At 58.2% G+C, this 18,189-nt stretch carries 13 protein-coding genes and 1 tRNA gene; 9 read left to right on the forward strand and 5 right to left on the reverse strand.

Annotated features, from left to right (window positions below):
• Positions 1-207 precede the first annotated feature (207 nt).
• The 5 genes from HMPREF2919_RS01780 to HMPREF2919_RS01800 all read left to right on the forward strand — a co-directional run bounded on the left by HMPREF2919_RS01780 (position 208) and on the right by HMPREF2919_RS01800 (position 5,663).
• Entirely contained in the window at positions 208-1,134 is a 927-nt protein-coding gene (locus HMPREF2919_RS01780; protein WP_049351957.1) for a phosphoribosylaminoimidazolesuccinocarboxamide synthase, read from the forward strand.
• A 317-nt stretch (positions 1,135-1,451) separates the two neighbouring features.
• The gene (locus HMPREF2919_RS01785) at positions 1,452-2,354 is read left to right on the forward strand and encodes an adenylate cyclase (RefSeq protein WP_070665968.1); all 903 of its coding nucleotides are present in this window, start codon (positions 1,452-1,454) and stop codon (positions 2,352-2,354) included.
• 158 nt (positions 2,355-2,512) lie between these two features.
• Positions 2,513-3,727, forward strand: a complete 1,215-nt coding sequence (locus HMPREF2919_RS01790; RefSeq protein WP_070665971.1) for a peptidoglycan-binding domain-containing protein — start codon at positions 2,513-2,515, stop codon at positions 3,725-3,727.
• A 1-nt stretch (position 3,728) separates the two neighbouring features.
• Positions 3,729-4,505, forward strand: a complete 777-nt coding sequence (locus HMPREF2919_RS01795; protein ID WP_070665973.1) for an ABC transporter ATP-binding protein — start codon at positions 3,729-3,731, stop codon at positions 4,503-4,505.
• Positions 4,506-5,663 (forward strand): ABC transporter permease, encoded by a 1,158-nt coding sequence (locus HMPREF2919_RS01800; protein ID WP_070633714.1) that lies wholly within the window; start codon positions 4,506-4,508, stop codon positions 5,661-5,663. It abuts the gene before it with no gap.
• A 92-nt stretch (positions 5,664-5,755) separates the two neighbouring features.
• Here the strand turns inward: HMPREF2919_RS01800 and HMPREF2919_RS01805 are convergent, their stop codons facing one another.
• Positions 5,756-6,604 (reverse strand): FadR/GntR family transcriptional regulator, encoded by an 849-nt coding sequence (locus HMPREF2919_RS01805; RefSeq protein ID WP_049340966.1) that lies wholly within the window; start codon positions 6,602-6,604, stop codon positions 5,756-5,758.
• A 221-nt stretch (positions 6,605-6,825) separates the two neighbouring features.
• Complete coding sequence (locus tag HMPREF2919_RS01810) at positions 6,826-8,499, reverse strand: L-lactate permease (RefSeq protein WP_070665976.1); 1,674 nt, start codon at positions 8,497-8,499, stop codon at positions 6,826-6,828.
• 844 nt (positions 8,500-9,343) lie between these two features.
• On the opposite strand from HMPREF2919_RS01810, the gene HMPREF2919_RS01815 reads away from it, so the two are divergent.
• The 3 genes from HMPREF2919_RS01815 to HMPREF2919_RS01825 are packed head-to-tail and all read left to right on the forward strand — an operon-like array spanning position 9,344 to position 12,427.
• Positions 9,344-10,138: a (Fe-S)-binding protein gene (locus HMPREF2919_RS01815; RefSeq protein WP_005504630.1), complete on the forward strand. Its 795-nt coding sequence runs from the start codon at positions 9,344-9,346 to the stop codon at positions 10,136-10,138.
• A gap of 16 nt (positions 10,139-10,154) precedes the next feature.
• Positions 10,155-11,783 carry a LutB/LldF family L-lactate oxidation iron-sulfur protein gene (locus HMPREF2919_RS01820; RefSeq protein WP_070665979.1) on the forward strand — a complete coding sequence of 543 codons (1,629 nt, stop codon included), beginning with the start codon at positions 10,155-10,157 and terminating at the stop codon, positions 11,781-11,783.
• On the forward strand, positions 11,783-12,427 hold the full coding sequence (locus HMPREF2919_RS01825; RefSeq protein WP_049351951.1) for a LutC/YkgG family protein: 645 nt from the start codon (positions 11,783-11,785) through the stop codon (positions 12,425-12,427). The genes HMPREF2919_RS01820 and HMPREF2919_RS01825 overlap by 1 nt, the downstream gene beginning before the upstream one ends.
• A gap of 216 nt (positions 12,428-12,643) precedes the next feature.
• Here the strand turns inward: HMPREF2919_RS01825 and HMPREF2919_RS01830 are convergent, their stop codons facing one another.
• Positions 12,644-14,203, reverse strand: coding sequence for a molybdopterin-dependent oxidoreductase (locus HMPREF2919_RS01830; RefSeq protein WP_005504634.1), 1,560 nt, complete (start codon positions 14,201-14,203; stop codon positions 12,644-12,646).
• Positions 14,204-14,812: 609 nt separating this feature from the next.
• Positions 14,813-16,396, reverse strand: coding sequence for a cation:proton antiporter (locus HMPREF2919_RS01835; protein ID WP_049349832.1), 1,584 nt, complete (start codon positions 16,394-16,396; stop codon positions 14,813-14,815).
• 378 nt (positions 16,397-16,774) lie between these two features.
• On the opposite strand from HMPREF2919_RS01835, the gene HMPREF2919_RS01840 reads away from it, so the two are divergent.
• A complete protein-coding gene (locus HMPREF2919_RS01840; RefSeq protein ID WP_049351947.1) occupies positions 16,775-17,908 on the forward strand; it encodes a hypothetical protein in 1,134 nt (377 codons plus the stop codon).
• A 140-nt stretch (positions 17,909-18,048) separates the two neighbouring features.
• Here the strand turns inward: HMPREF2919_RS01840 and HMPREF2919_RS01845 are convergent.
• A tRNA-Pro gene (locus HMPREF2919_RS01845) sits at positions 18,049-18,122 on the reverse strand.
• Between the last annotated feature and the right edge of the window lie 67 nt (positions 18,123-18,189).

Genomic DNA, 18,189 nt, shown 5'->3' on the forward strand with positions numbered 1-18,189 from the left:
CGCTTCTTAGCTTTGTGCCGCCTCAGCTTTTCCCGGGTTCATTTCCTCAGCTCGGGGTGCTGTCGGCGGCGACCGGGGTAGGTTGGGCTCTCAAGATTGTGCCGTATTGATGACTGATGGCACTATCGGGAGCCGCGCCTGTCGCGGTATTGTAATTACACAGACTTTTTGCATCCACATCACACCACCTCATCAGGAGAAATTCTCATGACTTCTCGTTCTAACCCCGTGGAAATCCCGGGCTGGACTCACATTTATTCCGGCAAGGTCCGCGACCTGTATGTTCCGAATGAGGAACGTTTTGACGCTACCGGCTTGACCGTCAATGATGACGCTGAGCTGCGTGCCGGTTCGGTCATGGTTGTCGCCTCGGACCGTATTAGCGCTTTTGACCGTATTCTGCCCACCGAGATCCCGGATAAGGGCAAGATTCTGACTCAGATGTCCCTGTGGTGGTTTGAGCAGCTCAAGCAGGTTCCGAACCACGTGCTGTCCACTGATGTTCCGGATGTTGTGGCTGGTCGCGCGATGATTTGCCGTTCGCTGAACATGTTCCCGGTGGAGTGCATTGTGCGCGGTTACCTGACTGGTTCGGGCTTGGCGGCGTATAACGAGACCGGTGAGATTGCTGGTGTAAAGTTGCCTGCGGGTCTGGTGGATGGTTCCCGCCTGGACACCCCGATTTTCACTCCGACCGGTAAGGCTGAGGTGGGTGAGCATGATGAGCTGGTGACCCGTGAGGAGCTGTACGCTGAGGTGGGTCAGCCGGTGGGTGAGCGCCTGGAGGAGCTGAGCCTGAGCCTGTACACCACTGCCGAGAAGATTGCTCGCGAGCAGGGCATTATTCTGGCGGATACCAAGATGGAGTTCGGTACCGATTCGTACCGCGGCGAAATCACCCTGGGTGATGAGGTGCTGACCCCGGACTCTTCGCGTTTCTGGGATGCGACCCAGTACGAGCCGGGTCGTGCACAGCCGAGCTTCGATAAGCAGTATGTGCGTGACTGGCTGCGTTCCCCGGAAGCGGGTTGGGACGGTTCGGATAACGTGCCGCACCTGCCTGAGGAGGTTGTGGAGAAGACTCGTGCCCGTTACGTTGAGGCGTATGAGCGTCTGACCGGCACGAAGTTCTAAACTCAATATTTCGGACCGAATAAGTCTTTGAGATAGCTAAAGGGCAGTGCCCCGGAAGGTCATTCTTCCGGGGCACCGCCCTTTAATCCATAAGCTCTTTTACATGCATTCTTATAGGTGCTATACGTCATAAATACATCTTGTGTATCTATTGTTCGGGGGGGTAGCACTCTATCATGTTAGTAATCGGCTCACTACGCTTCTACTCCACGAAACGCAGGTTCACACCATATAGCAGGTCTGTAGATAGCATCCACGATACGCCCGTATCACTGCCGATTCTCGCCCATCAATGATGCTTGAGAAAGGTGAAGTCCATGGCAAAGAAGCCCTTCGCACCCCTCGCCCTTATCGGTATTGCCTGTTGCCTGGGCGTATCGAGTTGCTCCACCACCGTTGAAGTTAAGCAAGACATTCGTAATGTCCTGGCAAGCTACGAGAATCCCTCCCCGGATATTAACGTGGCCCTCGTCAACGAGGTCAAAAAGTGCATGAGCGAGAAGTCCTTCACCTACTCCGGTAACCAGAATATTATTTACGGCGCCTCCGTTCATGAACTTGCGATGAGTGGCGCCCACTTCGCCAACGAAGAAGCGGCCACCCAGGGATACTGGTCCACCCGGCAGGGCAACGCTAGCTCCAGCAATGCACCCGCGATGGAAAACCCGGCATATCAGAAGGCGTTCCTAGGCGACCCTCAAGCCCCAGACAGTAAAACTATCACCATCACCATGAGCAGCGGCGCCCAGGTCGGCATGGCAACAGATTCATGCATCGGACGTGCGGCAGAAGCTGTCTTCGGCTCAGCAGAAAACTACCTCAAATACACCAACTTCGTTAACGAACTCATCACGGGCGGATCCAAAAACAACGCGGTAGAAGAAATGGGGAAATACTACCGTAATGACACCACCTACGGTGCATGCATGAAAGAAAGCGGATACGCCGATATCCAGCACTTCGGAGATGCTCCCAGCTACGCAGAGAAAACCTGGGGTAAGTACAAGGCAGCCAATGTAGCCGCCAATGCGGAAGAGCAGTCCCTAGCTCACGCCGACTACAACTGCCAAAAGTCCACTGGAATCCTGACTAAGGCACAGAATATCTACTACGAAAAGGCTGCGACCTGGCTCAATGAGCATGAGCCGCTCATCCTTGAAGTACGCGATATCGAGCGCCAGGCCCAGGAGCGCGCCGCAGCTCTACTCAACGGCAACTAGCCAACGGCAAATAGTAAATGCTGATTCCTCGTTGGACATTTTCTAGCGAGATTTTTCTACCGGTCCTCTGCTCTCAACCGCTTTCACCCGCGGATGAGAGCAGAGGATACACCCCTTTATTCCCCCCGCCCCATATTTCACCGTAGAAAGGTGAACCCATGAACACGCAGCAGAGTTCAGAAAACCCCCGCCGCGCCGCCACGACGGCAACCATACGCGCCTACCTGGTTCCGGTGCTCGTCATTCTGCTCGTCATCACCGGCGGGTTCTCCATCTACGCCCTTAATACGGGGCTACGCACCAATGTTGAATCCAATGCGCAGCCGTCCCGCGCCGCGCAACTAACAACCCGAATCAGCACTCAGACTGTTACCCGCACCTACTCGGGAGAAGTTAGCGTGTCGTCTGCCCGAAGCTACGCCGTGGGAACCCCTCAAGGAGTGGTGACCAGGGACGGCGCCAAAGCGGGCACCCAGCTGAGTAACGGCTCAATTATCACCACTATCAACGAACGTCCCATCATTGCGTTCAAAGGTAGCATCCCCGCCTACCGCGACCTCGCCGTAGGCGCTCGCGGCGATGATGTTAAACAGCTCCAAGAAGCTCTAGAATCACTCGGCTACAGTATCTGGGATGAGGAAGGAAACTACGGTGAAGCAACCGCCAACGCTGTCTACCGTTTCTACCTGGACCGTGGCTACTACCCTCCCGGGGATACTGACCGAACCGAAGAAGGACGCTACAGCACCGCACTGCCGCTCTCTGAATACCTCTTCGCTGACGGCAATGAATACACCGTAGACAACAGCTGCGGCACCAAAGGCCAAACCTCAACTCCGGCGCTGTGCACCCTATCCGCGGGTGGATACCGTCTGGTACTCTCGGCGGACGGTAGCGCTCTCAGCAATGAACTCGCTGAGGGACAGAAAGTCCAGATTCTTACCGATAACGGAAGCCCGCGCGAAGGCACCCTGGGCGCGGCCCTCACGCCCGAAGGCTCAACTAACGCTGACGGCGGCGCTAACGCAGGTGCCTCCAACGGCGCGCAGAACAGCGCGCGACCTAACAGCGATACCTCCGCACAGGGAGCTACCGCACGGAAACGCTACCCCATCACAATCGACTTGCCGGAAAACACGACGGCATCAACACGTTTTCAAGCAACCGTCACTCTCAACCGAGGCGCTGAAAACGCCCTCGCAGTGCTCGAAGCCGCCGTCAAAACTGAAGAAAACGGAACGCACTCCATCACCCTGGAGAACGGTCAGAGCGTTCCCGTCACCCTCGGTGTATGCTCCGCCGGAATCTGCGAGCTCGTCAACCCCGCAGCAGAACTCAAGGCAGGCACCGTCGTAAAGCTGAAGGAGCGCTAAAATGCCTCATCACGAGACAGAACGCGCCTTCCCCGCAAGCGCTACCGCCTCAAAACCTAATATCGAGTGCCACAATATTGCGCGTTTCTTCCCGCCCTCCACCTGGGCGCTTAAAAACGCAACCCTCAGCATTCATGAAGGCGAATCGGTGGCCATTACCGGCGCCTCCGGAAGCGGAAAATCTACGCTCCTCTCTATCATCGGGCTACTCGATCAGCCCTCTGAAGGTGAGCTGAAAATATTGGGCCAAAACATGGGCACCGCCAGCGACGCCGAGCGAACTGTAGCACGCCGTGAGCACATCGCTTTTGTCTTTCAGGCGTACCACCTCATTGCTCATCTGAACGCCACCGAGAATATTGCCCACACCCTCCGGATGCGCGGCGTACCGGGCCGTCAGGCACATCAGCGTGCGTTGCAGGCACTCGAACAGGTCGGGTTGGGGCACCGTCTGGAGGTTCTTCCACGCAACATGTCCGGTGGTGAACAGCAACGAGTCGCGGTTGCGCGTGCGTTAGCCTGCGCCCCGCGCATCCTACTGTGCGATGAGCCTACAGGAAACCTCGACACTGAAAACTCTCACAAGGTGTTGGATCTGCTCCTCGCCGGCCGCGCGGAGAAACAAAGCCTGGTCATCATCACCCATGAACCCGATATCGCGGCTCGCTGCGACCGGCAGCTACACATGGTCGATGGGATGCTCGTTAGCCCCGAACTCACTCGTCCCGAAGAGCCTGCCCACCAATCGCTCAAAGAACCCGTTGTCAGGGGAGGATAGATGCTAAGGAATAACCTTCACTACGCTCTCCTTGCAGTTGTTCGCCGTTGGCGCCGCAACCTGCTCACGGTACTGGCGATGCTCGCGGGAACAACCACCATCATCATGCTGGTGGGCGTCAGCGAGTCATCGGCGCTCAATACGAGCTCGCAGCTGGCCAGCTACGATTCCACCCGGCTCGGTGTGCGCCTCCAGCCGCAGACCTGGGATATACCGGAGGATGAACTGCTCTGGCGCGTTAACCAAGTTCCAGAGGTCAAAGCTGCCGGTACAGTCACCATCGATACGCAGACAACGCGTCCACAGGTCAACAGGCCGGGGCAGGAGGGCCAACAGACACCCCTCGCAATCGTTTCAGAAGCAGGTTTGAAAGCACGAGGTGCGCACATTGTCGAAGGGCACTTTTCGGAGCCTGCCCGCGAACGCCCCGGTGAGCCTACCGTCTATCTGGGCGTTGCCCTCGCAAAAGAGCTAGGGGTCAGTACTGAGCCCGGGCGGAACATGATTGAGGTCAACGGAATGCGAGCCTACGTGCTCGGCATTATCCGTGACGGCGGCAAAAACGCTGCTCTCAGTAGCGCTCTTATCCTGCCGACCACCTCCACTTTCTTGCCGCAAGCCCACACCCTGCAACGCGGTATGGACGTTATCGTGAATCCAGGAAGTGCAGATACGGTCGCGGAACAGCTCAAGCAGGTACTCGATCCGCAGCGCGCCCCCGTTGATACAAACATTGAGATTCCGCCTTCACCGGTGACTCTTCGTGCTTCCTTGACGAAGGATAGCCGAGCTCTTACGACCATTATTCTGGTGGTTCTTATCGTCTCGACAAGCTTCGGCATTGTGATGACCATGCAGATTTCGGTCTGGGAACGCCGCAGGGAAATCGGCATTAACCGTGCATTAGGGTTGGGACGGCGAGATGTGGCGGTGAGCTTCCTGGCGGAGGCGGCTCTCCTCGGGGCCCTGGGCGCTCTTGGAGGCTTCATCCTCGGTATTCTCGGTTCCTGGGTTGTGTGCCTTCTCAACGGATGGGCGCTATCTCTGCCGCCCCTTATCCTAGGGATTCCTTTCCTCGGCTTGGGTGTGGGCATCGTGGCGGGTGCATTGCCCGCCTACGCGGCAACGAAGGTTCAGCCGCTTGAGCTGCTACAATAACTGCCCAGCGAATAAGGGCGGTGCCCCGGAAGGTCATTCTTCCGGGGCACCGCCCTTTAGCTATGTGGGGTTATGAGGTTGAGTGGCACATCCTAGCCGGCGTGAATGTTCTCGTGGCATAAATCCTCGTGCAGAATATCCCGCGCCGGATGCTGCCGCGCCCGCTCCTCCGCAGCCCGGTCAGACAGCGAATAGAACCACGTAATGTGCTCACACACCCGCTCATAGGCTGCCTGCTCATCGTGAGAGGCAATCGCCTCAATAATGCCGTAATGCTGCTGCTGCAACGTGCGCTTGACCGCTTCCCAATCCTTCAAGAAAGGAACTGCCTCCTGCACATAGCTCATCGTCGCCATGTGCAGAGAGTCAATCACCGTATCAAGCACAATATTGCCGCCGAGCTTCGACAGCTCATAGTGAAAACGCGTATCGCAGAAATGGAAACGCTCATCGCTGATCTGCTCATCCATCTCCGCCAGATGTACGCGCGCCCGCTCCAACGCTGCCGCACGCTCCGGGGTGTCCGGCGCGGCAGCCGCCGCACGCGCCGCAGGGCCCTCCAGTAGCAGACGGGTTGAGACAACGTCCTTCACCGGCAGGCTACGGGTCGCAATGTGCATGCGCAGCGCCCAGCTGAGTGCATCCGACGGCTCCGAAATGATAATCGCGCCCGACTTCGGTCCCGAACCGGTACTGGAACGAATCAGACCCAGTGCGTTCAAAACCCGAAGGCCCTCACGGACCGAGGGACGGGAAATACCGTGCCGTGCCGCCAGCTCACGCTCGGAGGGGAGCTTATCGCCCACACGCAACTCACCCAGGCGCAGGCGCCGCTCAAAGGTCTCCAGAATGATGCTGTAGCTGCGGTCCGCCAGAATCGGCTGGCGCTCAACCACAGGGGGCGCCTCTGCAGGCTGGGTGTCGTCAAAAGAACGAGGCATACTCTCTCCTGATAACGAGGCGGATAACGAAAAGAAGTCTCGACTCAGCATGTTCTCCCAAACTATTGGGGCAACCTATCGAGTCATAAGGGGCATAAAAAGCGGGGCGGCGATACCGGAAAGGTACGCCGCCCCGCTGTGGCCTCCGGTCAAACCGGGGCGAATGTCCTACTGTTCGTGAAGCGGATGCTTCAGGAACTCTCTAAAACCTGAGCTTCAGATTAGGGAATCATGAAGGACAGCACGTTGGTCTGCAGGAAGACCAGGACGCAGACGAACAGGAGCATAGCGAAGGACCAGGGGAGGACAGCCTTGAGGATGTCGGATTCCTTGCCTTCCATGTCCACGGAGGTAGCAGCAATAGCCAGCGACTGCGGGGAGATCATCTTACCGACCACACCACCGGTGGTGTTAGCAGCCAGCATGAGCTCGGGGGTTGCGCCGTGGATACCTGCGTGCTGCAGGTTCTCAGCAGCAGACACCTGCAGCTTGGAGAACAGTGCGTTGGCGCTGGTGTCCGAACCGGTCACAGCGGTACCGATCCAGCCCAGAGCCGGTGCGAGGAACGCGTAGACGGTGCCCAGGCCTGCCAGGAAGGTACCCATGGCAATGGTCTGACCGGAGAAGTTCATGACGTATGCCAGTGCCAGAACCGAAGCAATGGTCAGGATGGACCAACGCATGCGGTAGACAACGGAACCGAACTCGGTGAAGATTGCCGGGAACTTGAAGGCGTAGCGGCCCTTCTCGTTGAAGAAGAAGTAGACGACAGCAACAACCAGACCGGAGATGATCAGCAGGGTGCCGGGGTTGGACATCCACGCGAAGTTGTAGACAGCGTCCTTGACGGGCTTGCCGTCAGCGGTGACGAGGCGGGAGCTCAGAGCCTGGATATCAATCTTGATGACGAAGCTCTTCAGCCATGCCTTCAGGCCAGCGTGCAGGTTAGCAACACCGAAGATTGCAACGACGATGACGTAGGGCAGCAGTGCCATCCAGATGCGAACTGCGGGCAGAGCTTCCTTCTCTTCAGCCTGTGCGGGCAGACCGTAGCGTTCACGAACGCCTGCGACGCCGCGCGGCTTCCAGAACTGCAGGAAGACAACAGCAACACCCATGGAGACGATGCAAGCAACAACGTCGGTCAGGTTGTATGCGGGGGTAGCAGCGGTGACCCACTGTGCAATTGCGAAGGAGACACCGATGACCAGTGCGGGCAGCCATGCGTCCTTCAGACCCTTCATACCGTCAAGGATGACGAGCAGGATGAGCGGAACGAGCATTGCCAGGAACGGAGCCTGGTGACCAACGATGGTTGCGATAACGTGTGCGTCCTTGCCGCCAACGTCAGCTGCGGTGGTGATCGGGACAGCAACTGCGCCGAATGCCACGGGTGCGGTGTTAGCGATCAGAACGGTGACAGCAGCCTTAAGGGGCTTAACGCCCAGGGAGAGAATCATGGTTGCGGTAATTGCAACGGGAGCGCCGAAGCCAGCCAGTGCCTCGAGCAGACCGCCGAAGCAGAATGCGATGAGGATAGCCTGGATGCGCAGGTCGCCGCCGCCGAGGCGGTCGAAGACGCGGCGCAGGTCTTCAAAGCGGCCGGAGAGAACGGTGAGCTGGTAGAACCAGATTGCACCGAGGATAACCCAGCAGATAACCAGGCCGTAGATGCCACCGCGGACGGCGCTCAGACCGGCGAGGTCAGCGGGCATGTGGAAGCCCAGGACTGCTACGAGGATGGATGCTGCCAGTGCCACGAGTGCGGACCAGTGAGCGCGTGCCTTAACGCCCAGTAGCATCACAAAGAAGGTGAGGAGGGGAATGGTTGCCACGAGTGCGCTGAGGCCGAGGCTACCTCCCACTGCATTGGTTACAGCGGTATAAGTTTCCACTGGAACTCCTTTGGTTCAGGGTGTGTCTTGTGTGTGGTCAGACCATAGATAATCCCGCTGGGGAACGGGTCATTGTTTCCCATGCGGGGATGTGGTCAGACCATTGATCGCATGTTTAGAAGAGTACCGGATAATGTGGTGTTTCACCAAAAGTGACCTGACTCATTTTTGTGGAAGGCGACCGGAACCTGGGCTCGCTTCCAGTGAAACTGCCGAAATATTGCGGTTCTGATAGTTAATTCCAGGTTCTGAAACTCGAATATTTTCAGATACATCACGAGTTGGGTGTATGGGTCATTGGTTTACCCAGGGGAGAGTCTTCATTTGGACGCATATACCCGAAAAGAATGTTGTTTTAAAAAGGAAAAGCCCCATAAAACAACCATAAAATCTTCAGAACGGCGGATTTCTAGGGGGTTTATGGTCCACTTCTGTGTGTTTGATAAATGTTCAATCTGCGAAAAGAATATAGGGGTCTTACGGGGGGTGCATGGGAGATGAGGTCACATGTACCGGAAGGTAGGGAAATATACCTTAAGGTCAGGTCGACCTAACCGGTTATTTAACAAGGAAAGTATGTGCTATTCCAACTAGAGAAAAGCCGCCCAACGGTGTTAAATGGCTAGAAAGATAAAAGACATCACCACGGTTTCTGATCCCACCGCATCCCACCTCCACTTGGGGCGCGCACATCAGCCGGAACCTACCGGCCCAGCTTCCCCGACTCAATACATCTGAGTCGCCTCTTTGGAAGACCGAACTTATTCGGACTGTGCCCCGCCTGCCCCAGACGCAGGCGGTGAGACCGAGAAACTCTGAACACAGAGGAAAGGACGGACAAGTCATGCGCATTGCACTCTTCTCCACGTGCATCGTTGACGGCATGTACCCCCGCGTAGCACGCGCCACCGTCGAAATTCTTGAGCGCCTGGGCCACGAGGTTGTCTTCCCCCCGAACCAGACCTGCTGCTCCCAGATGCACGTCAACTCCGGTTACTTCGATGACGGCTACGAAGTCATCAAGAACCACGTCGAGGCATTCGACTCCTGGGACTGGGACGTTGCTGTTGCACCCTCGGGCTCCTGCGTTGCCTCCCTACGTCACCAGCAGGCAATGGTTGCTCGTAGCCGCGGCGACGAAGCGCTGGCTCTGAAGGCAGAGCAGATTGCTTCCCGCACCTTCGAGCTTTCCCAGCTGCTAATCGACATCCTGGGCATCACCAACGCTGCCGAGCAGCTCGGCTCCTACTTCCCCGAGCACGTCACCTACCACAGCTCCTGCCACGGTATGCGTATGCTCGGCCTGGGCACCCGCCAGCAGGACCTGGTCCGCACCGTCGAAGGCATCAAGTACACCCAGCTCGAGGGCATGGACCAGTGCTGCGGCTTCGGTGGTACCTTCTCCTTCAAGAACGCTGACGTCTCCGGCGCAATGGTCAACGACAAGGCAGACAACGTTGAAGCAACCGGTGCTTCCGTCTGCACCGGCGGCGACTGCTCCTGCCTGATGAACATCGGCGGTGCGCTGATGCGTCGCGGCTCGGACGTTCAGACCATCCACTTCGCTGAGATCCTCGCATCCACCAAGGAAAACCCGCTCAAGATTAACTCCGAGCGTGTTGAGCTCTCGATCGGCTAAGGAAAGATAAGACCTCATGACCGCTATTCAGCTTGGTATGCCCAAGGTCGTTCACTACGGCGAGGGCAACATTTTCGAAGAAACCCCCTTCCCCAAGTACGCGAAGGAAGAGCTCAAGAACGAGCAGCTACGCGCCAACCTGCGCTTCGTGACCCACGCGATCCGTAACAAGCGCGCACGCGTCACCGCAGAGGTGCCCGACTGGCAGGACCTGCGTAACACCGGTGAGTCCGTCAAGAACTACGTTCTGGCGAACCTGCCCGAGCTGCTCGAACAGTTCGAGCGTAACTTCACTGCCGCAGGCGGCCACGTGCACTGGGCACGCAACGCCACCGAGGCAAACCAGATTGCTTTGGACCTGATCCGCGAGCAGGGCGTGGACGAAATCATCAAGATTAAGTCCATGGCAACCGCAGAGACCGGCCTGAACGAATTCCTCGAGGAAAACGGCATCAACGCTATTGAGACCGACCTCGCGGAAGAAATCGTCCAGCTCGGCCACGACCGCCCCTCCCACATTCTGGTGCCCGCAATTCACCGCAACCGCCGCGAAATCCGCGACATCTTCCTGCGCGAAATTGAGGGTATTAACCCGGACATCACCGATGAGCCGGCAGAACTGGCAGAGGCATCGCGTAACCGTCTGCGTAACAAGTTCCTGAACACCACCGTGGCAGTCTCCGGCACCAACTTCGGTATTGCTGAGACCGGTACCCTGACCATCGTGGAGTCCGAAGGTAACGGCCGTATGTGCCTGACCCTGCCCGACACCCTCATTACCTTCATGGGTATTGAGAAGATTCTGCCCACCTTCCAGGACTACGAGGCATTCCTGCAGCTGCTGCCCCGCTCCTCCACCGGTGAGCGCATGAACCCCTACACCTCCATGTGGACCGGTGTGACCCCCGGTGACGGCCCGCAGAACATGCACGTCATCCTCATTGACAACGGCCGTACCGCTGTTCTGGCTGACGAGCTCGGTCGCCAGGCACTGCGTTGCATCCGCTGCTCCGCTTGCATGAACGTGTGCCCCGTGTACGAGCGCGCAGGTGGTCACGCCTACGGCTCCACCTACCCGGGCCCCATCGGCGCGATTCTGTCCCCGCAGCTCTCCGGTATCGAGGCTGCAGAGAACAACTCCCTGCCGTACGCATCCTCCCTCTGTGGCGCATGCTACGAGGTCTGCCCCGTGAAGATTAACTTCCCCGAGGTCCTCGTGCACCTGCGCGCTAAGGACGTCGAGTCCAAGCACGCTATCCGCGAGTTCGAGGGCAACAAGAAGGCTCCCTTCTCGCAGATGGACGGCATGATGCTCGGTGCGAAGAAGCTCTTCACCTCCGGCAAGATGATGTCGATTGCAGAACGTGGTCTGCCCATGTCCCGCCTCATTAGCGGCCGCAAGCACAAGATCACCGCTGTTCCCGGTATCGTCGGCGGCTGGACCGCATACCGCGACATCCCCGAGCCCCCCAAGGAATCCTTCCGCAACTGGTGGAAGAAGGAGAAGGGTCAGGCTCCGGCACGCGATAACGCACAGCGCGTTGACATTCAGGCCCTCATCGAGGCTAACAAGGGTAAGGCAGCTGAAGCGGCTGCAAACGCTAAGGCTGCTCAGGAAGCCCGTGAAGCTAAGGAGAACAACTAATGTCCTCTGCTAAGGAAGATATCCTCGCACGTATCCGCTCGTCCCTGGCTGACGCACCCGTCGCCCCCGAGCCCGTACGTAACTACCGCCGCGTCAGCGAGCTGAACGAAGAGCAGACCATTGAGATGCTCGTCGACCGCCTCATTGACTACAAGGCAAACGTGTTCCACGCGAACAAGGAGAACATCTCTGAGGTCATCGCAGAACGCCTGGGCGAAAAGTCCACTTACGTGGTTCCCGAGGGCCTGAACATGGAGTGGCTGCCGGCTGACACCGCTGACCGCAAGCGCGTCACCGACTCCGGTAGCACCCTCAAGCCCGGCTGCCTGACCCTGAAGGAACTGGACGCAGTTGACGCTGTGGTGACCGGTTCGACCGTCTCCTGCGCAGAGACCGGCACGATCTTCTTGAACACCAACCCCGATGAGGGTCGCCGCGCCATCACCCTGGTGCCCGACCACCACATCTGCGTGGTGCCCCGTTCCACCGTGGTGGAGCTGGTTCCCGAGTCGATCGAGCGTATCACCTACACCCGCCCCGTGACCATGATTTCCGGTCCGTCGGCAACCAGTGATATCGAGCTGATCCGCGTGGAGGGCGTGCACGGCCCCCGTACCCTGGACGTCATCATCTACGACGCCTAAGGTAAAGCGCCAGAAGGCAAACCTCTAAAGAAACCGCCCGAGAGCTAAGGCTCCCGGGCGGTTTCTTTATGCCCTCTTGGCTTCTGCATCTTTCAGAGCAGTAGAAAGCGGCGGAGAAGATAAGCGAACGGTGGCGGGCCCATGTTTCCCGCCACCGTTCTGTGCTTTATAGGGTGGTGTATCGACGGTTAGCGTCGTAGCGCCCCGTAAAGGTGCTTAGGCGCGTGCGTCGAAGTGCTGCAGACCGGAGTCCTCGCGGCTACCGCCCTGGCCATCGCCAACATCGTGGTAGTCCTTGATCCACTCGATCTTCTGAACCCACTTGACCATCTTGTAGCCGTGCATGGAGTCCGCACGCAGACGGAGCGGGCCACCGTACACATCGGGCAGGGGCTTGTCGTTCATGCCCCACGCCAGGATGGTCTCATCTTCCATTGCCATGGAGATGTCCAGGCACTCGTAGTAGGGTTCGGTCGGGCGGCCGTCGTAGGTGTGGCCCACGTGGCCGAAGGAGGTCACCATAACGTAGCGTGCCTCGTCGGTCTTCTCGACCAGTGCGAGAACGTCGCGCAGGCGCACGCCCTCCCACTTGGCGATGCCGGTCCAACCCTGCATGCAGGTGTGCATGGTGATGTTGACTTCCTTGCCCAGCTGCTTGAGCTCGTCAATGCTCAGGGACTTGGATTCCTTCACCAGGCCGCCCAGCTCGAGGCGGTAGTCAACGAACTCGTGCTCCTTCAGGCGGTTCCACTCGGTGCTCTCACGCTCTGTCGGCGGGCGAGTGTTAACCCAGTGGAAGGGCGAGATGTCGGCATCGGTGAAGGTCTTCTTCTGCACCTGACGGGAGGTGATACGGTCCAGCAGGACGTTACGAATCGGCTGGGTCAGACCCCAAATGAAGGTCTGGGTGAATCGCAGGTCGCGCAGGGACCAGTACGAAGCGAAAATCCACAGAGCCACAGCGAAGACAATGCCGCCAATGAGCATGGTGACTGCCTGAGCGAACTGTGCTGCGTCGACCTCGTTGTAGGGCTTGTTCAGCATCATGTGGGCGATGTTGTACTGGGGGTGAACCACGAACACCAGCGCCACGTGAATGACGGTGAAGACGCAGTAGAACGCCATGCCCAGGAAGTGGATGGAACGTGCGGTCTGGCGGTTACGGAAGAGGCGCACGTAGCCGGGGAAGCGGCCGCAGAATGCCGGGCTCATAATCGGGCCGGTTGCAATCATCAGCGGTGCCACGATAAACACCACAGTGAAGTACATGATTTGCTGCAGAGCGTCGTACGGCTGGAAGTGCTCAATCGAGGGAATCTGGAAGCCAGCGTAAATCTGGATGGATTCCCACGCCTGCGGGATGATGTCCCAGCTGGTCGGGACGATGCGGCGCCACTGACCGGTCAGGAACAGCAGGGAGACATATACCAGACCGTTAACGATCCAGATGACGGTGACCAGTGCGTGCCATGCGCGGCCCAGACCAATCTGAGCCTTACCGGGCAGAGAAATCAGGGGAGACAGGGTGCGCTGGTCATCGCGCGCAGTAAATGCGCCGGGGGTGGTAGGGACCTTGTCCTTGGTGAACTTAATCCACTCAGAACCCGGGGTGCAGTGGTTGTTCCAGTACAGGCGGGGGTGAGAGGCGAGAACTTCCCAACCTGAACGAATCAGGAAGCCCATCATAATGAAATTGATGAAGTGCGTAATTCGGAGCCAGGCCGGGAAGTCCAGCTCTACGCCACCAGTGCTCGCGGTGAGGAGTAGTTGGTGCATGATATTTCCTTCGGAAATGACTGTGTGTGCAGACAATCTTTAGGATTCAGTGCGAGGCCTTGAGATAAGAGGTTAGAAATAATTACCTTTCTGACCCATATGATCCTCCTCCGTGGTTGGGAGCCGCCGGGGGTATCGTCACGGATACTCCCGAAAGGGGCGCCTCCCGTGTGTGAGAGGGGAGGTGCTCCAGCTCCCGCTGGGGCGGAAGCGACTCTGTGTATGTATGTTGGTTTATGTGTGTTTTAGGGAAATTCCCTGTCCGCTTTCAATTTTATAGGACAAAGTGTCAGTCGTGAAAGCTAAGACACGTCATGTTCTGTAATATTTGCATAAAAAATCCGAATTTAAGGAAGATTCTCATCTTTCCGCGGTTTATAGGGTCTTTCGGGTGCAAAAAACCCACCGCAGCCTCAAGAGGGGATGCGGTGGGTTTTGATCCTATATGTGGGATGCATGTTGGTTTGCAGGGCTTTAACTGCCTGGTATTGTGTGGTTTTATAAATTCAATCCCACATAAGGTTGCGGTGACTGTAAGCGAGATACCCGCTCAAACCGGTTTGTAACCCGACCTTGAAAACGCCGAAGGCAACCGTACCGTAGCCGCTACTAGATCTCTGCAGAACCCGTATTTTCCGCAGAACCCTTACGCTTCTTTGCCTCAGCCCGAGAGGCTGCTCGGGACGCAACACTAGAACCAGCGGAAGTGTCCGTAGCCTCGGCAGAGCCGGGCTGAGCATCGGCCGGGGATTCAGAATCGGGCTGGGACTCAGAATCGGGCTGGGTCTCGGAATCAGCCTGCGACTTCAGCTGAACCACCGGAATCATGCCCGTGGCAAGCTTCGCCTGCGCATTACGCTGAGCCTTCAACGCATTCATCTGCTCCTTACGGCTCGGCTCCTGCTGAGCCGGCTGACCAGAACCAAACGCCTGACGAATACCCAACGCCCACAGCGGGAACAGTAGAACCGTCAGCGCGCCACCGGCAACCAGCAACGATGCCGTGGACTCCTCCAGAAGACCCGAACTGGTCGCAACCTCCGTCACCGCCACAATAATCGGCAGACCCGCAGCTGAATACAACGCCAACTGCGCCTTCTGTGCGCGAGTAGTCAACCCCGAACGGGTATCGAAGAAATGCTCCGCCAAAAGCACCGGAACACCACGGCACAGCAGAATACCCACCACCACGGCAAGCAGACCCAAAGGCTTAGCCACCACGGCAGAGACATCAATACCCATACCGCTGACCACAAAGAACAACGGAATCATGAACGTAAAACCAACCACCTCAAGGCGGCGAGTCATCATATGCAAAGCCGCCGGAGGGGTCAGAGTACGCAGAATCAGGCCCGCCGCGAACGCGCCCAGCACCGCATCCAAATCGAAGAGTGCGGTGCACATGATCAGGGTCGCCAGCAGGAACATCGCAAGACGCAGAACCGTCTGACCGGTAGTGTTCGCCTCCGCAGCCATAATCTGACGCAGACCCGGCACATGCGCAAACAGACGGTGAGGAATCAGCGCCACAATCACCGCAACCACCATAAACGCCAGCAGCACCACAAACGCCATACCCGGCGAACGCGAAGACAGCAGCAACGAAATAGCGAAAATCGGCAGAAGCTCACCCACAGCGCCGTGCACCAGCACCGCATTACCCACCGGCGTGCCAGCGGCACCGTGAGACTTCAACATCGGCAGCAGCGTACCCAACGCCGTGGAACTCAGCGCCACACCCACCGCAACATACGTATTCAGCTCACGCGAGAACGACGTAATCACCGCCGCACCCGCCATACCCAAGGCAAAACACACAAACCACGTGGCAATAGCGCTATAACCCTGGCGGCTACGCAGCGAGGACACGTTAATCTCAAAGCCCGCAATCAAAAAGAGCATGCCCAGACCAAGCTCCTTCAGCAGCGGGATGCCGCCCTCACTGCTGGCAAGATTGAACATATTCGGGCCAATGAGCAGACCAAAAATGAGCAGGAAGACCACATCCGGAATCTTCTTACCCGTCACGCGGGAAAGAATCGGGGAAAGCAACGCAACCAACGTAATCCAGAAAATGGACACAAACTGGCCGCTATCGTGGCTCGACCCTTCCGAGAGGGTCGTACCCGAGGCAAGAAGAGCACCAGACGCCCCCAAATCCGTCAAGAAAAGCGGGGAAAAAGTCGAAAACATAAAACCTCAACGTGGTGTGTGCAGGTGGGGCGCGTTTGGGACAGTAAAAGGAGCGAAATCATGCTCCCGCGGGATTGCCCCACCTTTAAGAACGTACCAATGGTACACACCTAACCTCGTGAACAACACTTGAACAGCACGTATCGAGCGCCTGAACACCGAAAATAACCGCACGAGGAAACCACATGAGAGCAAAACCTCCGCGCCACCACCGGACCAGACACAGCTTCCACCGTTACACTTAACACCTATGCCAGAGCATCCGACACACACCACCGGATGCGGCAGATACCCTGGCAGCGCACATCCCCTGGCACGGGCACACACCCCTGGTAGGGCGCGCAGACTCTCAAACACGGCACTACAAGGAGCGAGGACATGGCAGCAGGGCGCACTCAACCCATCCCCACCGTCAGCAGCGGGGCACGCGCCGCCTCCCTCGGAGGCACCCGACGCGACCTCGGGCTCGACCTTGCCCGCGCCTTCGCCGTGCTCAGCCTGCTCATCCCCTTCGGATACTGGCTGCAACTGATCCCGGTGTCCTGGAAGTTCTGGATCCCTCAGACCCTCGTACCTGCAGAACCGCTCTTCGCCGCAATCCTGGGTGCCGCCGCCTGGCGCTACGCCCGCACCGCAAACTTTCCGCAGCTCTTCGCCGGAACCATCGTGCGATTCCTCGCGCTACTCCTGCTGGGCGTGGCACTCATGCAGGGCATCACCTACCTGCCGCAAGCTGACGTGACCGTACCCGCGCAGGGCTTCTCCTACTCCCTGCCCTTCGACATGCTCGTGCACCTGGCGCTACTCACCCTGCTAACCCTATTCGTCGTGCACCTGCCCCTGTGGGCAATCGCAGTGCTAGCGGTAGTCACCAGCCCCTTCATTACCTGGACCTACACCCTCCTCATGGACGTAGCCGCTCGGGCCGACCAGTGGACCGCTACCCAGCTGCCGTTCCTGGCAAACCACGGCGTCAACCACGCGCAGAGCGCCCAGCTCATCTGGGTCATGTGCCTGGGCATCGTGCTCGTGCGCCTCTACGACAACCTGCAGGCAAAGCTCGCAATCCCCGTAGTACTCGCCGTGCTGGCGCTCGCCGTCTACCGCACCTTCAACCCCTACACCGAGCTCGGCTTCCTCAACAGCCCGCAGGTGCTGCTAACCCTAAACCTCGCGGCAACCCTCTACTTCTGGGCCGAATGCGCGCGCCTGCTCTCCGCACAGGCGGGAATGCTCACCCCCATCGCCCGCCTGGGCCAGATGTCGCTGAGCGCCTCCATTGTGCTGAGCGGAATCATCATCTACGCCGGACCCACCATCAAGGCATTCACCGTCGGCGAGCACTACGTCGCCACCGGAGGCTGGGGAACCGCCGTGTACTGGAGCGCCTTCCTGCTGCTCGGTACCGCAATCGCCCTGGGCTTCTGCACCCTCTGGGCGCGTATGGCGCGCTCCATTGCCGGACGCGGCCCTCTGGAGGCGATTCTCGCCCTCATCTCCGGGCGCGGCTAAACGGAACTGAGCTCGATACGAAAGCGACCCCCTCGCCCGAGTTCCTGCGCGGGTAGGGGGTCGCCTCTATGTGCTCAACATCTGCAACAGAAATACTGCGGGTACGACAAAGCCCCGGTCCAGAGGACCGGGGCTAGCTGTCGGGATGACAGGATTTGAACCTGCGACCTCGTCGTCCCGAACGACGCGCGCTACCAAGCTGCGCCACATCCCGATGTTGACCTATCAGCGAATACCGTAGGCAACTCACCTAGGATAGCCCAAAAAAATTCAGAACGCAA

The organism is Rothia sp. HMSC068E02 (assembly GCF_001813565.1).
Classification (GTDB): Bacteria; Actinomycetota; Actinomycetes; order Actinomycetales; family Micrococcaceae; genus Rothia.

Bases quoted from the DNA above. Each gene is read 5' to 3' on its own strand.
- HMPREF2919_RS01820 (WP_070665979.1), top strand. From the start codon at position 10,155: ATGACCGCTATTCAGCTTGGTATGCCCAAGGTCGTTCACTACGGCGAG.
- HMPREF2919_RS01815 (WP_005504630.1), top strand. From the start codon at position 9,344: ATGCGCATTGCACTCTTCTCCACGTGCATCGTTGACGGCATGTACCCC.
- HMPREF2919_RS01835 (WP_049349832.1), bottom strand. From the start codon at position 16,396: ATGTTTTCGACTTTTTCCCCGCTTTTCTTGACGGATTTGGGGGCGTCT.
- HMPREF2919_RS01795 (WP_070665973.1), top strand. From the start codon at position 3,729: ATGCCTCATCACGAGACAGAACGCGCCTTCCCCGCAAGCGCTACCGCC.
- HMPREF2919_RS01825 (WP_049351951.1), top strand. From the start codon at position 11,783: ATGTCCTCTGCTAAGGAAGATATCCTCGCACGTATCCGCTCGTCCCTG.
- HMPREF2919_RS01805 (WP_049340966.1), bottom strand. From the start codon at position 6,604: ATGCCTCGTTCTTTTGACGACACCCAGCCTGCAGAGGCGCCCCCTGTG.
- HMPREF2919_RS01840 (WP_049351947.1), top strand. From the start codon at position 16,775: ATGGCAGCAGGGCGCACTCAACCCATCCCCACCGTCAGCAGCGGGGCA.
- HMPREF2919_RS01800 (WP_070633714.1), top strand. From the start codon at position 4,506: ATGCTAAGGAATAACCTTCACTACGCTCTCCTTGCAGTTGTTCGCCGT.
- HMPREF2919_RS01785 (WP_070665968.1), top strand. From the start codon at position 1,452: ATGGCAAAGAAGCCCTTCGCACCCCTCGCCCTTATCGGTATTGCCTGT.
- HMPREF2919_RS01830 (WP_005504634.1), bottom strand. From the start codon at position 14,203: ATGCACCAACTACTCCTCACCGCGAGCACTGGTGGCGTAGAGCTGGAC.
- HMPREF2919_RS01790 (WP_070665971.1), top strand. From the start codon at position 2,513: ATGAACACGCAGCAGAGTTCAGAAAACCCCCGCCGCGCCGCCACGACG.
- HMPREF2919_RS01780 (WP_049351957.1), top strand. From the start codon at position 208: ATGACTTCTCGTTCTAACCCCGTGGAAATCCCGGGCTGGACTCACATT.